This is a genomic window from Pseudarthrobacter woesei (genome assembly GCF_055412745.1).
This window is the reverse complement of sequence record NZ_JBVAYU010000010.1, coordinates 113,200-128,831: the sequence shown is the minus strand read 5'-3', so window position 1 is coordinate 128,831 and position 15,632 is coordinate 113,200. Positions and strand designations below refer to the sequence as shown.

The window sequence follows — 15,632 nt, the reverse complement described above, 5'->3', positions numbered from 1 at the left end:
TGGGGGTGTCCGTTCCCGACGGTGGTGCTTACCGAGTGACTCGGGCGGGGACGGTGCTTGTCTGTCAGGAGTACTTCGGCAACAGAGACGTCCCGGATGGGTCACCCCGGCACCGTCACCAATCCGTCACCAATCCGTTACATCTGCTGCATCGTGCTGGTGGGAGGTCGGGCCACCATACGACTCACAACAACATGGCCGGGGGGCTTGCGAAATGCGTTAGTGGCGGCTAACGTATTTAATGTGCCTGATCTTCTGGAAGTTGCCACGGAGCCGAACAGGCGAGCACTGCTTCGTCTCCTGGCAGCGGGGGAGATGACGGTGACCGAGTTATCTGCCCACTTTCCGGTGAGCCGCTCGGCCATCTCACAACATCTGCTGCTGTTGTCCGATGTCGGACTCGTTTCCGCCAGGAAAGACGGTAGGAACAGGTTCTACCGCATAGAGGCAGCCGGGATGGTCCGGCTGCGCGAACAATTTGACTCTTTCTGGACAAACGAACTGGACCTGCTGGTGGCCGACGCCGGCCGGCTGCAGCCCCCAACATCCCAAGGGAATCCCTGATGCCATTCAACAAAACTGTGTTCCTTCCGGTTGATCCGGATACCGCCTTCGCTCTCATCACGGAACCGGAGAGGCTCCGCCGCTGGAAGGCTGTCGCGGCGAGAGTTGACCTTCGCGTCGGCGGCGACTACCGGTGGACCGTCACTCCCGGCCATTCGGCGATGGGAACCTTCACGGAAGTCGAGCCCGGAAAACGGGTCGTTTACACCTGGGGCTGGGAAGGTGACAGCCAGTTGCCGCCGGGCGCATCCACCGTCACGGTGAACCTGGAAGCGGTCGACGGCGGAACCACCGTCCAGCTGATCCACGAGGGATTGACGGCAGAGCAGGAGGTCGGCCATGCCGAGGGCTGGAACCACTTCCTGGCACGCCTCGTCCTGCTGGCCACGAGCGGCGACGCCGGAGCCGACTCGTGGTCGGCTGCCCCGGATCCGATCGACGAACTTTCCAGTGCCGAAGCCGCCCTTGCCGTGGCCCAGCGCGTCCTGCGGGGGCTCAAGGACTCGGACATGGACGCCCGCACGCCGTGCGAGGACTTCACCGTTGCCGGTCTGCTGGAACATCTCTTTGGATCGATTGCATCGATCGGTAAGGCGCTCGGCGTCGCCGTACCTGCCCGGCCGACGGCGTCGCCGGAGGCCCGGATCGCCGACGCCTCCGAGCTCACGCTGGAAGCTTTCCGCACCCGCGGCCTGGCAGGAAACCTGGACATGGGCTTCGCCGAGTTGCCGGCGACGCTGGTCGCGAACATCTTGAACCTGGAACTGCTGGTCCACGCCTGGGACTTCGCGACGGCCACCGGCCAGGAACTCACGGTGTCACCGGTGCTCTCCGACTATGTGCTTGGACTCGCGCGGAACACCATCAGTGCGCAGATGCGGGGCACCAGCTTCGCCGAGGAGACACTCGTCGATGAATCGGCGCTGAGCCTTGACCGGCTCATCGCGTTCACCGGCCGCGAGGTTGCCGGCATCTGATTCTCCGCGGATACCCGTAGATAGGGACATTGCCATGGTTGACGTACGAACAGGGAGTGTCATCCACCGGCCGCGCGTGGTGGTGGACCGCTATGCCTCGGACCCCGACAACGCCCCCGAGTGGTCCACGAACATCAAGGCAGTCAGCTGGGAATCGTTGCAGCCCCTTGTGGTCGGCTCCCGCCTGGCCTTCTGTGCGCACTTGGTGGGCCGGAACCTGGACCCGCAGGCTGCGCAACACCGGCAAGCCGGCGGGATTCTCCGCCGTCGTGAATCTCCTGATGGCCCCCATGATGCGCCACGCCATAAACGGGACCTCGCCAAGCTGAAACAAATATTGGAGGTGGTTCGATCGTCGTGCCTGCCCGCGCGACGGCGGCCTGCCGCGAGAAATCTCTGCCCGTTGTGATTCGCGCAGGCAGGGGCGGCCGCAGCATCCATGCGACGCCGTACGAACAGCGAACACCCTGATGAAAGGACATGTCATGAGCAGGTTCATCTATCTTTACAAGGGTCCGGCCACACCAATGGACCAGTTCAGCGAGGAGCAGTCAGCGGCGCAGATGGCCGCCTGGGGCGCCTGGATGGAGAAAATCGGCCCTGCCTTGCTCGACGCCGGCGCACCGTTCGCTCCGTCCCGCACAGCGGTGGTGGATGACGGGGCGGTGGCCGAAGCGTCGGACCTGAACGGGTACTCGATCGTGGAAGCCGAAAACCTCGCGGCCGCCACGACCCTGGCTGACGGCCACCCGTTCCTCTCCGATGGCAACGGAAAATTCACCCTGGAGATCTTCGAACTCGGTGAGATGTAGTCTCACAACAGAAGTGGTCCGGCCCCGTCTGGGAGCACCTGTCAGCCGGCTCCACGAACGGCAAACGGTCGTGGAAGTGGGCTGGGAGCGCCGCCGTGGCCGGTCCCGTATCCAGCGGGACCGGCCACACCCTAGGATTGCCCCATGTCTACTTACAAAGTCACCCGCAACGCAGTCATCCCGGCCCCGTCCGAAGACATCTTTCCCCTGGTCAACAGCTTCCACGAGTGGACCAAGTGGTCCCCCTGGGAGACCGTGGATCCCGCGATGGACCGCAGCTACTCCGGAAATGACTCCGGCGTCGGCGCCAAGTACGCCTGGAGCGGCAACCGCAAGGCGGGCTCAGGCACTATGGAGATCGTCGAGTCCACGGCGCCGAACACCATCAGGATCCGCCTTGAGTTCACCAAGCCCTTCAAAGCGCTCAACCCCACCACGTTCACCTTGACGCCGGCCGGCAGCGGGACCCAGGTGACCTGGACTATGACCGGCGAGAACAAAGGCATCGGCAAGGTCTTCGCCCTGTTCATGAACATGGACAAGATGGTCGGCACGGACTTTGAGAAGGGCCTGGCGTCGCTCACGGACGCCGTCTCGCAGCGCAAGGCGTGAGCAGGAATCCGGCCGGCATGCCGGAACTCGATTTGAGCCAAGGAAACATCGCCTCGTTCAGTTCGATGCCCGTGCGCGTGGCCTTACTTGGATCGGCCTTCGGGGCCTAATGTTGGGCGTGAGGAACCGTCGACAGGAGTACCGCCATGATTACCCTGCAGATAGAACACCTGGTCCGGGATTTCGGAATGTGGAGGAGGGCCTTCGACAGTGACCCGCTGAACCGCGCCGCCTCGGGGGTGCGGTCGTACCGGATCTCCCGGCCGCTCGACCAGGAAGACTACGTCATGCTGGAGATGGACTTCGATACGCAGGAGGCCGCCGTGGATTTCCTTGCCCGGCTGCAGAATGAGACGTGGAAAACGGGGGTGACGGCACCGGCACTGGTCGGTGAGCCATCGACCCGGATAATTGAGACGATCGCCGTCGAGACGGTGGCCGGTCCTTAACCCCCGGCGCTGTGCCGTCGAGTCGCCCTTCGCGGATCACATGGGACCGGATCCTCGGTCACGAGGTTCACGCACGGCATGGGGCGGTTTCCTCCGGCTCTTGACTCCCAAGGCCGGACGCCTACGATGGTGCGCATCAGCACCTTCGAGGAGCAGTTGCGTGATGTCCGTCGCAGATGCTGATTATGTTGATGATCCGGGAATGTGGGGCCCGAGGCCGGCACAACGTGGCCGGGTTCGCCGACCTGCCGGCGGGCGATGTCGCGTTGTGGATGGCAGCTTGGGGTTGCTTCCAGGAACCTGATCAACGCCGATCAAGAGGGAGAAAAAGTCATGCTGAAGGAACTCGACATCATTGCGGTCCTCCCCGCGAAGGATATCGCGAGGGCAAGAGATTTCTACCGGGACGTGCTGGGCCTCGAGCCCGCCGACGCCATGGACGAGGAGAACCTGCTCTACCGCTGCGCGAACGGAACGTCTTTCCTGCTTTACAAGACCGACAATGCAGGCACCGCGAAAAACACCCAGATGGGCTGGGGGACGGACAACATCGAGGCCGAGGTCGAGGATTTGCGGGGCCGCGGCGTCGCCTTCGAGGAATACGATTTTCCGGGACTGAAGACTGAGAACGGTATCGCGGCAACTCCGGTGGGGAAGGCTGCCTGGTTCACGGACAGCGAGGGCAACATTCTCAACATCTTCCAGCGCCAGTAGCCCTGCCGCCCAGTTGATGGCCAGCGGAGCCTTTGGTAACGGAGGATCGTCCGGCCGCAAAGGCTAGTCCAGGGGCAGCGATATCGTCACACAGGTCCCTGTGGTGGCGGACGAATCGATGATCATCTCGCCGCCCGCAAGGCCGACGGCCAGGCGCATGAGGCGCAGTCCCATGCCGGTGTGCCGGCCGATCATGGCTGCCGGTGCGTCGAAACCGCCGCCGTCGTCGGTCACTTTGAGCTGAACGGCGTGGCTCATGCCGTGGGTGACGCAGCCCAGCCGGACCGTCACGGCTGATGCTTTAGCGAATTTATGGATATTGCTGAGGAGCTCCTGCGCCGACCGGTACAGAAGCTCCGCGGACTGCCGGTCCACTTCCATCCCGTGGTGCGGAGTCTCCAGATGCACGACCGTTCCGCGTTCGCGAAGGGGAAGAGTCAATCGGTCAATTGCGCCGGTCACTCCAAGAGTATGAAAATCGACCGGATGCGTATCAGTGAGGACGCCACGTACGGCGACAACTTCATCGCTTAGTACTGATTTCATATTCCTAACTGTGCGCTTGCATTCTTGGCATTTTCTTGTGCCACGCCGCGGACAATGTATCTGGAGGCCTGCGTCTAACTGTGGCGGGGCACCGAGAGTGTCGGGTTAGGCAGGCGTTGCCGGGCCCGGCGCGTCCGCGATGATGGCGCGGACACTGTTGTTGCGCTTGTCGTGGGTGAGTTCCGCCAGTCCCAGGGCCTCAAGAAGGGGCGGCAGGTACATGCCGAACCGGCCCCGATAGCCTTTGCGCAGCCCGTACCAACCGCCAACCGGGTTTTCCGGGTCCCGGCCCCACGCTTCAACGGTTCCCTCGGCGGCGGGCTTGTTCTCGTCGGCGGCGCCCAACGGCACCCAGCCAGCCTGCTCAACGAGCCACTGGTGAAGATCATCCAGGGCCCGGAGGTGGTACTTGAGTGTAGTTGACCCCACCTGGCAGACGAGGGCGGGTGGATCGGTATCCTCATCACGGTACATCGAGTAGTCTGACGTTCCCGGGGCCGTCTTGAGCGTCCAGGGATCCTGCTTGCTGCCAGTTGCCATGGTGTACCTGCCTAGGTCGGGCCGGTATTCCGGCGCTGTTGGATCGAGCCTACCGAGTCCCGCGGCCCCAAGGCGAGGATGCAGGGGGCCGATTCTTCCGGTACCGCTGCCGCCGGGCCTGGACCTGGCCGCGTACTTCGCACGCCCGACCTTCTGGCCTTCGGGACCGGGGACGACGTTGCGCCGGACGGCGGTTGCCAACGTGAGCTCAGTTTGGGCGCCGCCCTAGGTGACGAACCCGTTCGTTGGGCGGAGACCGTGCCGTAAACCGCCGCGCGGTCCTTTGCCAGCGGGGACCGGCGGAACCTATAGCCACCTAGCCGGGTTCGGCGGGCTGCGCAACGTGCGGGGACTGGTCCGGTGCGCCGACGGCCACCGTTGGGAGGCGTCCGGTAATGAAAAGTCCGGCAATCGCAAGCAGTGCGGTGAGTGCCAGTGCGCTGCGTAGGGCCTCCAGACGGGAGTCGGAGTTGACGGACATGATCGCGTCGGCCGTCGCCTGGTCGACTTCGGCGTTGTCCAGTGCGCTTTGGAGCTGGGTGTCGGAGATAAAGGGGACACCGCTGGCCAGCTGAACCGAGGCTTGCTCCTGCATGGAGCTTGGAACGGCGGGGTTGTTTTGGATGCCGGCCATGAACGAAGTGCTCAAGGTGGAGATGCGTACGGACCCGATCAGGGCGGTTCCGAGGGATGCCCCGAGGTTAGTTGGCCGTATTCTGCAATCCGCCGACCTATGCGCTTTGCGAGTCCGGGACCGCGGACACTGTGATGGCACCAAATTGGGAGGACAGCGCCCCCAAGCCGAAGTCCATCAGCAGCATAGGGATGGCAACAATGCCCGCATGCGCACCCGGGGTCCAGACCCGCCACGAGGATGAGGATGCCGACGATTCTCAGCATAAGCCCCAGCCGGACGACGCGGCGGGGGTTGGCATGCGGCCGGAACTTCGGGATTCCGGCGGCGGACAGAATCTGCGCCACGGAAAGCGGAAAGATGCGTATCCCGGTCTCCAACGCGCTCAGCTCCAACACCACCGACAGGAACAGTGGGATTGTAAAGAACACGCCGGCCTGCACGAGGAATTGAGCGAAAAATACGCTGAGCCCGCCGGTGGGACGCTGGTTCCGGAACAGCCCGGGATCGATCAGCGGATCGCCGCCCACTGAGGCAAAGTGCGATGTCCGCCGCATGAACGCAACCCCTGCGCCCGGACAGCTGCGACCCCAAAAAGTCACGCTGGTTAAAGTCGAATTTCTCGGAGAGACCAAACAGATCACGCTCCCGGAAAGCGCAACCGGCTATGAGCCCGCCATCGAATTCGTCTACAAAGTGGGAAACAACGATTCGAAGACCGGGCGGAAGTACTGCAGGACCAATCTGGAGGACTCAACCGCGGATTGGCGATGGACCGCAAGCCCCTAAACTCGAGTCCCTGCTGTGGGGCTGCGGCAGAAACCGGGTATTATGCTCACCGCCGCTCGATGGTGAAGGAATCTGTGAAGTCGTACCCTTCGGCCGGGACGAAGCGGGCGGAGAGCCGGTCTGCCGTTGCCGTCACATCGAGGGTGCCCAGGGCAGGATTTCGGTTTTTGCCTGACACCGCCGCGAAGTATCGGGCCTCGGAGTCTTTGGCCTGCACATCGCGTAGTTCCCTGCCACCAGTTCCCACGGTGGCAAACACGGTTCCGGCGCCCTGCACCATGCTGGCATCGGTATCGGTGAGGCAGCCCGCCGAAAAGGCCTGGGGGAGCAGATCCGGGCAGGAAGTGCCGAGCCCCAGTTGGTGCGTGCGCTGGTAATGGTGCTCATGGCCGGACAACACCAGATCGACCTTCTTGGCCATCAGCATGTTGGTCAAGTCCTTGCCGGCCTGGCACTGGTATCTGCCCACGCTCAGGCATGGGGTGTGCATGCCGACGACAGTCCAGGGAATCTTGGCCGCCGCGGCCCCGTCGATGGCGTCCACGGTCCAGCGCCAGCGTTCGCTGTCCCTCGAATAGTCCAGGGGCTTTCCGTCCTTGAAGTCGATGCCCGGTGAGACCATGACAAAACGCACCATGGGATCTTTTTCCGGGAAATCCGCAAACCATTGCGTTCCGTATTTCCCCTGAATGCCCGGAAGTCTGTTGGGTAGGCACCGGACGATATTTTCGATGTCACCATCGTGACCGTCACTTTCGTGGTTGCCCGTAATTACTTGGTAGGGAAATTCCTGACCCAGCTTGCCCTTAACCATGTCGCAGAACCGCTGCTCGATGCCGGCCTTGTAGGTGAAGTCACCAAGGGCCAGATTCACTTGCGGTTGAAGGCCGGCGATGGTGTCCAGTACTTTCCTGGCGCCGTCGTCGACGCCGATGTCTCCCTGCGCTGTGAAGTGCACCGAGCCATCGGGCCCCACTGGAGGGATGGGCAGCGAGCTTGGAGTTGGCGAAACGAACGACGGCGATGGTTGGGGAGTTCCGAGCGTCACCGAAGGACTGGGCGGAGGCTCCGGAGGGCTAGACTCACATCCGGTCAGCACTGCCAGACATACAAGAACGCAAGTGACCATGCCTCCCGTTCCTCGTTTCACGGATGTCGGAGCCACTATTCCTCCCGTGGGCAGCAGAATACGGACAAGCGCCTGGTCTGAGCCTATTATCTCCGAATGCCTGCAATAAGTAACCCCGGCCGCCTTGTCAGATCCCGGCGGGAGACGACCGCGTTCCGTCTGCCTCCACGTCTCTGGCACCGTATCGAACAACCGTTGGCTTTAGGGCCCGTTCGACGCCGTCGGGCGCGTGGGTGCCGCCCACGGCATACTCTCTCGCCGCCTAACAACCCGGACGACCAACGGCTTCGGCAAACGGGAAGCCGCGTGGGAGGAGACCGGCCACTGCGGTCAGAGGCTGTGGGCCGGTATCTCCAGTCCGATGACCAGCAGGCTCAAAAGATCACTTCGGCGAACACGATGACAGTTTTGTGACGGACCGGCAGCTCGAGTCGCCGGATCGCCAGATAGCCGACGACGACGAGCGTCCCAACGAGAACGACGATCGCCCAGAGCCTCGGCGCTGGCGGCGATCATGAGGTGCAGTTCTTCACCGCTTGGCAGCTTCATATGAACTGTCAGGTGGCTCAGCAGATCAGCGGCGAAGATCCCAAGGCCCTCCCTGTGGCTGGGGCGGGGATCCTCAGGAACCGGGAACCCGGTACTTGACGTCCCCGGCCATCCGCAGGGCTTCCAACGTTTCATCGACCGTTAACAGAACGGTCGTTTCCAATGAACTCAGCGCACCGCCTCCCGTGATTGCCAGCGCCACCGCGGCCATGGATACGTTGTTGGGGGCCTCCCAAAGGTTGTAGCCGTCGTGGGTGCCGAACGCGTACCAGAAGCCATGGAGCTTTCCTCCGACCGATTCGATGTATGCCTGGGCGGCTTTTCCCCGATCTTCCGGGTTGCTGATCATCCTGGCCCAGGTCTCCGGGGTGTAGCTGAACTTCGACAGATAGAGCGGCATCGTCTTTCCCTTTCCTTCGCAGCCGGAAGTGCGGATTCCCCAAGAATGGCAGTCTGGTGCCGGACCAGCAATGGCAGGCGACAGTTGATGAGGTGAAAGGAAGCCGCACTCGTCAGCGGCCGATGCTGCTGTGGGGCTGGATGAGGGTGTCGAGGATCGGCAGTTGGCCGCGCCGTAGCGAAACAGCATGCGGCGGGCGGGGCGGTTCGGACCTGAATCCGGCATGACACAATCAACCCATCGCGCACATCGGGCACATCGGGCCCGGCGAGCGGGGACCTGTCCCATGACTGCAAAGGAGCCTTGTGAGCAGCCCGATCAGCCGTCACGACGAACCCGGGGGAGATCTCTCCGCAGAGATGTTCACCGCCCCGGCATATCCACAGATGCGGCTCAACATTGCTGCCCTCGAAAACAACATCCGCGTGATGGCCTCCTGGTGTCAGCGCCTGGGCGTGGAGCTGGCTCCCCATGTCAAGACGACGATGTCGGCTCCGATCATTGAGCGTCAGGTGGCTTCCGGCGCCGTCGGCGTCACCGTCGCCACCGTGGACCAAGTCAGTTCAGCACTGAACTGGGGACATCGTCACATTCTCGTCGCCAATGAGATTGTCGACCGGTACGGCCTCATGCGCCTCCGTGCCTGGCTGGAGGAAGATGCCGGGCGGGAAATCCGCTGCTTCGTCGATTCGGCGGCCGGTATCGAGGCGGCAGCCAAGGCTTTCGCGGGAGCGACCGTCAGCCTTGAGATGCTGATCGACGTCGGAACGCCAGGCGGGCGCACAGGAGTCCGGAGCCTCCACGATGCTCTACGCATCGCCGAGCTGGTCCATGGTGCGCCTGGTCTTAGGCTCGTAGGCGTTGCCGGGTATGAAGGCGTCGTTCCCAACAGCAGGGCTGAATCGACAATCGACGCCGTCGACCGGCACTGCAGGCTGGTGCGCGACGCTTATCTTGTAGCCGCAAAGTACTTTGAGACCACCGCCCCCGTCTACTCCATGGGCGGGTCCGCTTTTCCTGACCGCGTCGTGGAACACCTTCCCGACCACAGCCAGGTGCCCGGTACCAGGAGGATCCTCCGATCAGGTTGCTACGTCACCCATGATCACGGCACCTACGCCAGCGTCAGTCCAGTTCCGGGTCTCATCCCGGCGCTTTCCGTCCGGGCCGTCGTCCTGTCCACCCCCGAGGAGGGAGTCGCCGTCGTCGGCGCTGGCAAACGGGACCTTCCCTACGACGCCGGACTGCCCGTTTTCCTTTCCGCCCGCACCGCTGGCGGCGCCACCAAGAAGGGTGCCACCGCCGTTGTGGGCAATCTCTTCGACCATCACACCGTCGTCACCGGAGTGAACGGACTGGATGTTACGGATGTAGTGGACTTTGGGATTTCCCACCCCTGCTCCGCCTTCGATCGCTGGCCAGAATACGTTGTTACCGACGGCAACGGACAAGGCCTCGGGGTGTGGCACACAGACTTCCACCGGTCGTCGCTCGTAACGACCAAACAATCGTGAGCAGCCCGGGCATACTCCCAACTGCCGGGGAGCGCTGCCGGCCGCGTGCCCTGAACAGGAGGAGCCGCACGGAGCCGGGAACTCAGCCCGGTCGCAACGCCTGGCCGAATCCGGGGCGGACCGGGAGCGGATCCGCGAACTGCCGCAGGGGCCAGCGGCGGCAGGGAAACCCAAAGGGGCCGACGACGGCTGGGGGAGAGAACCCCGGTCTCAGAGGGCTCTCAAGCGTCGGCGGCCCCGTTTCGCGCCGTAGCCCACAGCACCGGCAAGCAACATGCAACCAGCCCCGCACCGTGAACTTCATGGGCGGTGCCACTATTACCATTAAACACCTTGCGGCGTCGTGCCGGGCCAGGTCCAGTCCCAGTTCCTGCGCGTAGCTCCGGAACACGGGTGCCTGTCAGTCCTGCTTTCCGCCCCACTGGGTCTGGGTTTCGAACAGCTTCGCTGCCATCTGCTCTTAAAAGCCTTGCTGCGCGGAAGCCTCCACCGCCAGGGCAGCGGTACCCGAGTTCCGGTGTCCGGGGAGGGGAAGTAGCGGTTCACGAAGGTGATCCGGTCGCCGTACTCCTCCTTGAGTTCCTCGACGAGCGGATGGGCGGCGCGGCAGGATTCGCATTCGATGTCGAGGAACTCGACCAATTGGGCTTTTTCGGTTGCGGGGGAGGTGAGGCGATGGCTGTCCTCGCGGACCAGTTGCGCCTGGGCAGCCGGCTGCGGAGCCACCGGGGCTGGCTTGTTCGCGGTGAAGACCGCATACCAGATGAGGCCGGCTGCGACGGCGACCCCCACCGCGGCGGCGAAGAGCCGGATGCGCCGGCTGAGCACAGCGCAGCGGACGGGGTCCGGTCCCAACTGGAGGTCGGTCATGCCAGGTGTGCCACGGAAGCGGGCCAGGGCCGGGGCACGCGCGAGGGTCGGCATGGATCCTAACTACAGCGACGGATGAATTTGGAAAATTGTTCAGTGCCCCTGCCTAGCCGCTGCTCCGTGGCGCAAACATGATCACGGCCACGCCGAGCAGGCAGATCACCGCGCCAATGGTGTCCCAACGGTCGGGCCGGAATCCGTCAAAGATCATGCCCCACACGAGCGAGCCGGCCACGAAGACGCCGCCATAGGCAGCCAGGATGCGACCGAAGTGCGCATCCGGCTGAAGGGTCGCAACGAAGCCGTACGCTCCGAGTGCGAGGACACCCAGCCCGGCCCACCACCACTCCTTGCCTTCGCGGACCGACTGCCAGACCAGCCAGGCGCCACCGATTTCAGCTGCGGCGGCGAGCACGAACAGCAGGACTGATTTTGCGATAGTCACGAACCCATCATTGCAGGGCTGTTGCCGGACGGCCGTGCCTCACGACTCCCGCCAGTTCTGGGAGCTATTGAGGCCGCAGGCCTGGCGGCTGCATTGACGGGCACTCACACGCCAGTCGGGCTGGTTCGACGCAACGGAGCGCTCGTCCTTCCAGATCGGGATCACCCTGGCGCCGCACTCTCGACACGGCGGCTCCACGTGAGCGCGCCTTTGCGCTTTGTTCATAATTTCCCCCAAAGAAACATCGCCCGAATCTAGTCTCAACCCTAACGAATGTACAAATGGCTTTTTTGCGGGGCTTTGCCCGGCGGCGGCTCCTGCCCGGGTCAGGATCCGAAGAAATCCGGCGGGGAGGGAATATCGGGGCAGTCCTGTCTGTTGAGTATCTATCCGACAAGCAATCCGAAGAAGAGAGAAATACCGCAGTGGCAACCGATTACGATGAAGTACGTTCCGACGTCAAGGAATCGCAGGACAGGTCCCTGGAGGCGCTGCAATCTGAAAATGCTCCGGACGCCCGCAGTGTGGTGCGTGATCTGGATGAGGCGGATTCGCTGGACGGTTCGATTGCCCCTGGCGGAGAATTCGTTGCCGAGGAACTGATCGTCCAGGTCATCCCTCAGGCGCAAGACGAATTCACCTGTTACTCCTGCTTCCTCGTCCGGCACCGCTCCCAAATCGCGCGCGAGAAGAACGGCCACGCTTACTGCATTGACTGCGAAGGCTAAGGCGCGGGCCGGCGTTGTCGCCGACCAGGCTATGTGAAGGAAACGTTGCCGGCACTACAATCAGCGCATGACCGTGCTGGACTGGCTGCTGGATTCTGATCCTTCCGTTCGCTGGCAAGCGCTGCGCGACCTTGCAGGCGCCCCGGCCGGCGTCGTGGCTGCCGAGCGGACACGCGTGGCCAACGAAGGGTGGGGCGCCCGGCTGCTTGCCGTGCGCGGGGAGGACGGCCAATGGGCCGGGGGAGCGTACTTCCCGGCGCAAGTCGGCGATCCTGATGCGTTCGACGACGGCAGCCAGCCGTGGACTGCGACCACGTACAGCCTCCTGCAGTTGCGGGACTTCGGCGTCGACCCGGCAAACGACCACATGCGCCGGAGCGTGGCGCTGGTGCGGGACAACTGCCGCTGGGAGGAGGGCGGCCAGCCCTATTTCACCGGCGAGGTGGAACCCTGCATCAACGGCATGGCCGTGGGGCTCGGCGCCTACTTCGGCCAGGACGTCGACGGCGTCGTCGCCCGGCTTGTCAGTGGGCAACTCGACGACGGCGGGTGGAACTGCTGGGCGGAGTACGGCGCGGTTGTTTCGTCGGCCGCGACAACGATCAACGTGCTCGAAGGACTGCTCGCCCATGAGCGGGCAACCGGCGGCACAGCGGCATCCATCGAAGCGCGGCGCCGGGGCGAGGAGTATCTCCTCGAGCGGCGGCTGTTCCGGCGTAAAAGCACCGGCGTGGTCATTGACCCGGCCTGGCTGGAGTTCACCTATCCGGCCCGCTGGCACTACGACGTGCTCCGGGCCCTGGAGTACTTCCGGTCCGCCGGTGGTCCGCCCGACCCGCGAGTGGCCGATGCGATTGAGCTGCTTCGATCGAAGAAGCTGCCAGACGGTACCTGGCTGCTGGAAAACACCCATCCGGGAAAGATCCACTTCGAGCTAGAGGACGGCGACGGCCAGCCCAGCCGATGGAACACCCTGCGGTCGCTGCGGGTCCTGCGGTGGTATGAGACCTGAGCGCGCCCATAGCCCGCCCCGAGGTCTCGTGGCCGCGAGGAGGCGCTGATGAACGAACTGACGGGCAATGCGCTGGGCGCGGACACCCGGCCGGATTTGGCCACCACTTGGTGGTCGCCAGAGTCATTGCCCCATGGTTGTAGGCCGCGCCGGCCGGTGCCGTGAGCCGGAACCGGAAATTCGACTCCGCGTCGATGAACAATTCAAACGTGCCGGCCATAACAATCCTCCCGGTTTGCGGAGCCTGGCTCTCGGCGTAGATACCGCGGGTCAGGCCGGAACGCGTAGCTGCGACTGTGTCCCGCTGCTCGTGGCACAGTCAGCGCTGGTCGAACGATCGCGAAGGATCTGTTCATCTGGTGAAATCCAGTGTGTTGCAGGCTCCCGGGGTCTCACAAGACAGGGCAGGTAAACCCTGGTTATAAGCTGTGCAACACCGTGCTCAGACGTACTGGGCGAACCAGGCCAGCGTGTCGTTCCAAGCGGCTGTGGCTTGCGCCTCAACGTAGCGCTCCCCGGTGTCATTGTGGAAGGCATGGTCGACGCCGGGATAGACGGTGAGCCGGTGGCGTACGTCCGTAGCGGCCAGAGCATCACGCAGCGCCGGCAATGCGCCGGTGATCCGCTGATCGAGTTCGGCGTAGACGCCGAAGACCGCCGGCTTGATCGCCGGAACCTTCTCCAGATCGGGGGAGGGTCCATAAAACGCCGCAGTCGCCTTCAGCCCGGGCAGTTCCGTCGCGGACTGCCAGGTGATGCCCCCGCCGAAGCAGTATCCGGTCATGGCGATCCGGCCCCCGTCGACGAAGTCCTGTGACTGCAGGTAATCAAAAGCCGCGGAGAAATCGGAGACATGGCGTTGGGCGCCGGCCGCCGTCAGTGCCCCGGGGACGGCGTCGCGGTCCAGCTTCGAGGTGCCCCCTTCCCTGCTGAGCAGGTCCAGCGCAAGGCCGGCATATCCGGCCTTGGCGAAGCGGCGTGCCACGTCCTCGATATGCGGAGTCAGCCCGCGGTTCTCGTGGCAGATCAGCACAGCTGGGCCGGGTGAACCTGCCTCCGGCCGGGCGAGGTAGGCGCTGATGTCCATCCCGCCGGCTGGACCGCACCGTTTCCGTCTCGAGACCCGGCGCACCGTCAGGAACGGAGAGGGGGCTCCTGGCCCCCGGCACCGGGCCGGCGGAGGCGGCGCCGGTCCCCACGCCCGACGACGAGGTGCTGGGGGTTGGCATGGGGTCGGTGCTGCGCGGGACTTCTTCCGGTGTGCAACCCACCAGCAGCATCGCGGCAGATGCCGCGGCCATGCTGCCGGTTATGAACGCCACCCGGCGGGTGAACGTGCGCTGGCTCATGGCGCCGGAACGGTAGTCGTCGAAGAATTCCTCGATCAGGTACTTCTCAAACTTGCCAAGCTTGGTCATGAAGGGCCTCCTGGAGTGTGCGCATATCCTCCTCCGAAGTCCCTAGTCAAGCAAGGGATCAGACAAGGCGCGCCTTGTTGGCCCGCCGCCTAGCTGCCGTCCGACTTGGCCCGGCGAGACGACCAGCCCTGCTCGTGCAGCCGCTCAAAGCCGTCGAGGAGCAGGTCGAGGGCGAATTCGAATTCGAATTGGTCGTCGCAGCCGTGCCCGACGACCGATCCTTCGTCGTGGGCCATGGACGTGGCGATCGCGACGATGTTCGGATACCGCGCGGCCATCTGCTGGAACATGGCGGCCTGGGCTTCCGGCGGCACGTCCGCCAGGGACTCCGCCGTCGGTCCCGCTGGGACTGCAGGGTCCTCGAACAGTTCCTGGGTGAAGCCCCACATCCGGCCGCCGATGGCATGCATCACGTGGTGCGTGAGATCGGCCGAGAAACCGCCGGTCAGGAACATGCCGGTGAAGGATTCCATGTAGTCAAGGACGGCGGGCGTCTTGTTGGTTCGGGACTCGATCGCCTGACGAGCCCACGGGTGCCGCTGCAGTGCCCGCCTCGCCGAGAGTACCCGCAACCGCACGGCGCTCTTCCAGTCCGAATCGGTAACCGGGGGATCTATCTCGCCGATGAGGCTCGCGACCATCCCGTCGAGAAGCTCCTCTTTGCTTGCGACGTGCTTGTAGAGCGCCATCGGCACCACGCCGAGCTCCTCGGCGAGCTTGCGCATGCTGAGCGGCTCGAAGCCCACTTCATCAGCGAGTGCGACGGCGGCCTGCAGCACGCGCTCCCGGTTTAAGGGCGTGCGGCGGGTGGCCTCCAGCTGCTGAGTCATCCCGACAACCTTTCCCTAGCGGCCCCCTCTTGACAAGTGTACTGCGTACACCTACCGTTGCGTCCATTGGGTGTACGCCGTACACCATCTGAATTGAGGA

Annotated in this window: 17 protein-coding genes and 1 pseudogene; 9 read left to right on the top strand and 9 right to left on the bottom strand. The window is 63.9% G+C overall.

Features of this window, described 5'->3' with window-relative positions; all coding sequences use genetic code 11:
- Window positions 1–222 precede the first annotated feature (222 nt).
- From ACZYZE_RS14835 to ACZYZE_RS14810, 6 genes are all read left to right on the top strand, one after another.
- Window positions 223–564: an ArsR/SmtB family transcription factor gene (locus ACZYZE_RS14835; protein WP_463908500.1), complete on the top strand. Its 342-nt coding sequence runs from the start codon at window positions 223–225 to the stop codon at window positions 562–564.
- Window positions 564–1,541: a TIGR03086 family metal-binding protein gene (locus tag ACZYZE_RS14830; RefSeq protein WP_463908498.1), complete on the top strand. Its 978-nt coding sequence runs from the start codon at window positions 564–566 to the stop codon at window positions 1,539–1,541. Before ACZYZE_RS14835 ends, ACZYZE_RS14830 begins: the two co-directional genes overlap by 1 nt.
- A 485-nt stretch (window positions 1,542–2,026) precedes the next feature.
- Window positions 2,027–2,353: a YciI family protein gene (locus ACZYZE_RS14825; protein WP_463908497.1), complete on the top strand. Its 327-nt coding sequence runs from the start codon at window positions 2,027–2,029 to the stop codon at window positions 2,351–2,353.
- 144 nt (window positions 2,354–2,497) lie between these two features.
- Window positions 2,498–2,965 carry an SRPBCC family protein gene (locus ACZYZE_RS14820; RefSeq protein ID WP_463908495.1) on the top strand — a complete coding sequence of 156 codons (468 nt, stop codon included), beginning with the start codon at window positions 2,498–2,500 and terminating at the stop codon, window positions 2,963–2,965.
- Between the two features lie 146 nt (window positions 2,966–3,111).
- On the top strand, window positions 3,112–3,414 hold the full coding sequence (locus ACZYZE_RS14815) for a hypothetical protein (RefSeq protein WP_459318084.1): 303 nt from the start codon (window positions 3,112–3,114) through the stop codon (window positions 3,412–3,414).
- Window positions 3,415–3,747: 333 nt separating this feature from the next.
- Window positions 3,748–4,128, top strand: coding sequence for a VOC family protein (locus ACZYZE_RS14810; protein WP_459318083.1), 381 nt, complete (start codon window positions 3,748–3,750; stop codon window positions 4,126–4,128).
- Window positions 4,129–4,191: 63 nt separating this feature from the next.
- On the opposite strand, the gene ACZYZE_RS14805 is transcribed toward ACZYZE_RS14810, so the two are convergent.
- The 5 genes from ACZYZE_RS14805 to ACZYZE_RS14785 all read right to left on the bottom strand — a co-directional run bounded on the left by ACZYZE_RS14805 (window position 4,192) and on the right by ACZYZE_RS14785 (window position 8,715).
- Window positions 4,192–4,590, bottom strand: a complete 399-nt coding sequence (locus ACZYZE_RS14805) for a sensor histidine kinase (RefSeq protein WP_459318082.1) — start codon at window positions 4,588–4,590, stop codon at window positions 4,192–4,194.
- Window positions 4,591–4,779: 189 nt separating this feature from the next.
- On the bottom strand, window positions 4,780–5,214 hold the full coding sequence (locus tag ACZYZE_RS14800; RefSeq protein ID WP_463908493.1) for a DUF6855 family protein: 435 nt from the start codon (window positions 5,212–5,214) through the stop codon (window positions 4,780–4,782).
- Window positions 5,215–5,530: 316 nt separating this feature from the next.
- Entirely contained in the window at window positions 5,531–5,863 is a 333-nt protein-coding gene (locus tag ACZYZE_RS14795; RefSeq protein ID WP_463908491.1) for a hypothetical protein, read from the bottom strand.
- 820 nt (window positions 5,864–6,683) lie between these two features.
- Window positions 6,684–7,595 (bottom strand): metallophosphoesterase family protein, encoded by a 912-nt coding sequence (locus ACZYZE_RS14790; protein ID WP_463908505.1) that lies wholly within the window; start codon window positions 7,593–7,595, stop codon window positions 6,684–6,686.
- Between the two features lie 793 nt (window positions 7,596–8,388).
- Window positions 8,389–8,715, bottom strand: a complete 327-nt coding sequence (locus tag ACZYZE_RS14785) for a GYD domain-containing protein (protein WP_459318077.1) — start codon at window positions 8,713–8,715, stop codon at window positions 8,389–8,391.
- Between the two features lie 305 nt (window positions 8,716–9,020).
- Between ACZYZE_RS14785 and ACZYZE_RS14780 the strand changes: the two genes are divergently transcribed.
- Complete coding sequence (locus tag ACZYZE_RS14780) at window positions 9,021–10,229, top strand: alanine racemase (RefSeq protein WP_459318076.1); 1,209 nt, start codon at window positions 9,021–9,023, stop codon at window positions 10,227–10,229.
- Between the two features lie 334 nt (window positions 10,230–10,563).
- On the opposite strand, the pseudogene ACZYZE_RS14775 reads toward ACZYZE_RS14780, so the two are convergent.
- Together ACZYZE_RS14775 and ACZYZE_RS14770 are read right to left on the bottom strand one after the other, a co-directional pair.
- Window positions 10,564–11,099, bottom strand: a pseudogene (locus ACZYZE_RS14775) (DsbA family protein); the annotation flags it as partial.
- Window positions 11,100–11,205: 106 nt separating this feature from the next.
- Window positions 11,206–11,544, bottom strand: coding sequence for a YnfA family protein (locus ACZYZE_RS14770; protein WP_463908489.1), 339 nt, complete (start codon window positions 11,542–11,544; stop codon window positions 11,206–11,208).
- 425 nt (window positions 11,545–11,969) lie between these two features.
- Here ACZYZE_RS14770 and ACZYZE_RS14765 point away from each other — a divergent pair, with 425 nt between their 5' ends.
- Together ACZYZE_RS14765 and ACZYZE_RS14760 are read left to right on the top strand one after the other, a co-directional pair.
- On the top strand, window positions 11,970–12,272 hold the full coding sequence (locus tag ACZYZE_RS14765; RefSeq protein WP_459318094.1) for a DUF4193 domain-containing protein: 303 nt from the start codon (window positions 11,970–11,972) through the stop codon (window positions 12,270–12,272).
- Window positions 12,273–12,339: 67 nt separating this feature from the next.
- Complete coding sequence (locus tag ACZYZE_RS14760) at window positions 12,340–13,284, top strand: hypothetical protein (protein WP_463908487.1); 945 nt, start codon at window positions 12,340–12,342, stop codon at window positions 13,282–13,284.
- A gap of 442 nt (window positions 13,285–13,726) precedes the next feature.
- Here the strand turns inward: ACZYZE_RS14760 and ACZYZE_RS14755 are convergent, their stop codons facing one another.
- Together ACZYZE_RS14755 and ACZYZE_RS14750 are read right to left on the bottom strand one after the other, a co-directional pair.
- Window positions 13,727–14,371 (bottom strand): dienelactone hydrolase family protein, encoded by a 645-nt coding sequence (locus ACZYZE_RS14755; protein WP_463908486.1) that lies wholly within the window; start codon window positions 14,369–14,371, stop codon window positions 13,727–13,729.
- A 420-nt stretch (window positions 14,372–14,791) separates the two neighbouring features.
- Complete coding sequence (locus ACZYZE_RS14750; protein ID WP_463908484.1) at window positions 14,792–15,532, bottom strand: TetR/AcrR family transcriptional regulator; 741 nt, start codon at window positions 15,530–15,532, stop codon at window positions 14,792–14,794.
- Between the last annotated feature and the right edge of the window lie 100 nt (window positions 15,533–15,632).

Coding starts and splice junctions, on each gene's coding strand:
- ACZYZE_RS14830 (WP_463908498.1), top strand. CDS start 564: ATGCCATTCAACAAAACTGTGTTCCTTCCGGTTGATCCGGATACCGCC.
- ACZYZE_RS14760 (WP_463908487.1), top strand. CDS start 12,340: ATGACCGTGCTGGACTGGCTGCTGGATTCTGATCCTTCCGTTCGCTGG.
- ACZYZE_RS14810 (WP_459318083.1), top strand. CDS start 3,748: ATGCTGAAGGAACTCGACATCATTGCGGTCCTCCCCGCGAAGGATATC.
- ACZYZE_RS14785 (WP_459318077.1), bottom strand. CDS start 8,715: ATGCCGCTCTATCTGTCGAAGTTCAGCTACACCCCGGAGACCTGGGCC.
- ACZYZE_RS14800 (WP_463908493.1), bottom strand. CDS start 5,214: ATGGCAACTGGCAGCAAGCAGGATCCCTGGACGCTCAAGACGGCCCCG.
- ACZYZE_RS14755 (WP_463908486.1), bottom strand. CDS start 14,371: ATGGACATCAGCGCCTACCTCGCCCGGCCGGAGGCAGGTTCACCCGGC.
- ACZYZE_RS14815 (WP_459318084.1), top strand. CDS start 3,112: ATGATTACCCTGCAGATAGAACACCTGGTCCGGGATTTCGGAATGTGG.
- ACZYZE_RS14820 (WP_463908495.1), top strand. CDS start 2,498: ATGTCTACTTACAAAGTCACCCGCAACGCAGTCATCCCGGCCCCGTCC.
- ACZYZE_RS14750 (WP_463908484.1), bottom strand. CDS start 15,532: ATGACTCAGCAGCTGGAGGCCACCCGCCGCACGCCCTTAAACCGGGAG.
- ACZYZE_RS14825 (WP_463908497.1), top strand. CDS start 2,027: ATGAGCAGGTTCATCTATCTTTACAAGGGTCCGGCCACACCAATGGAC.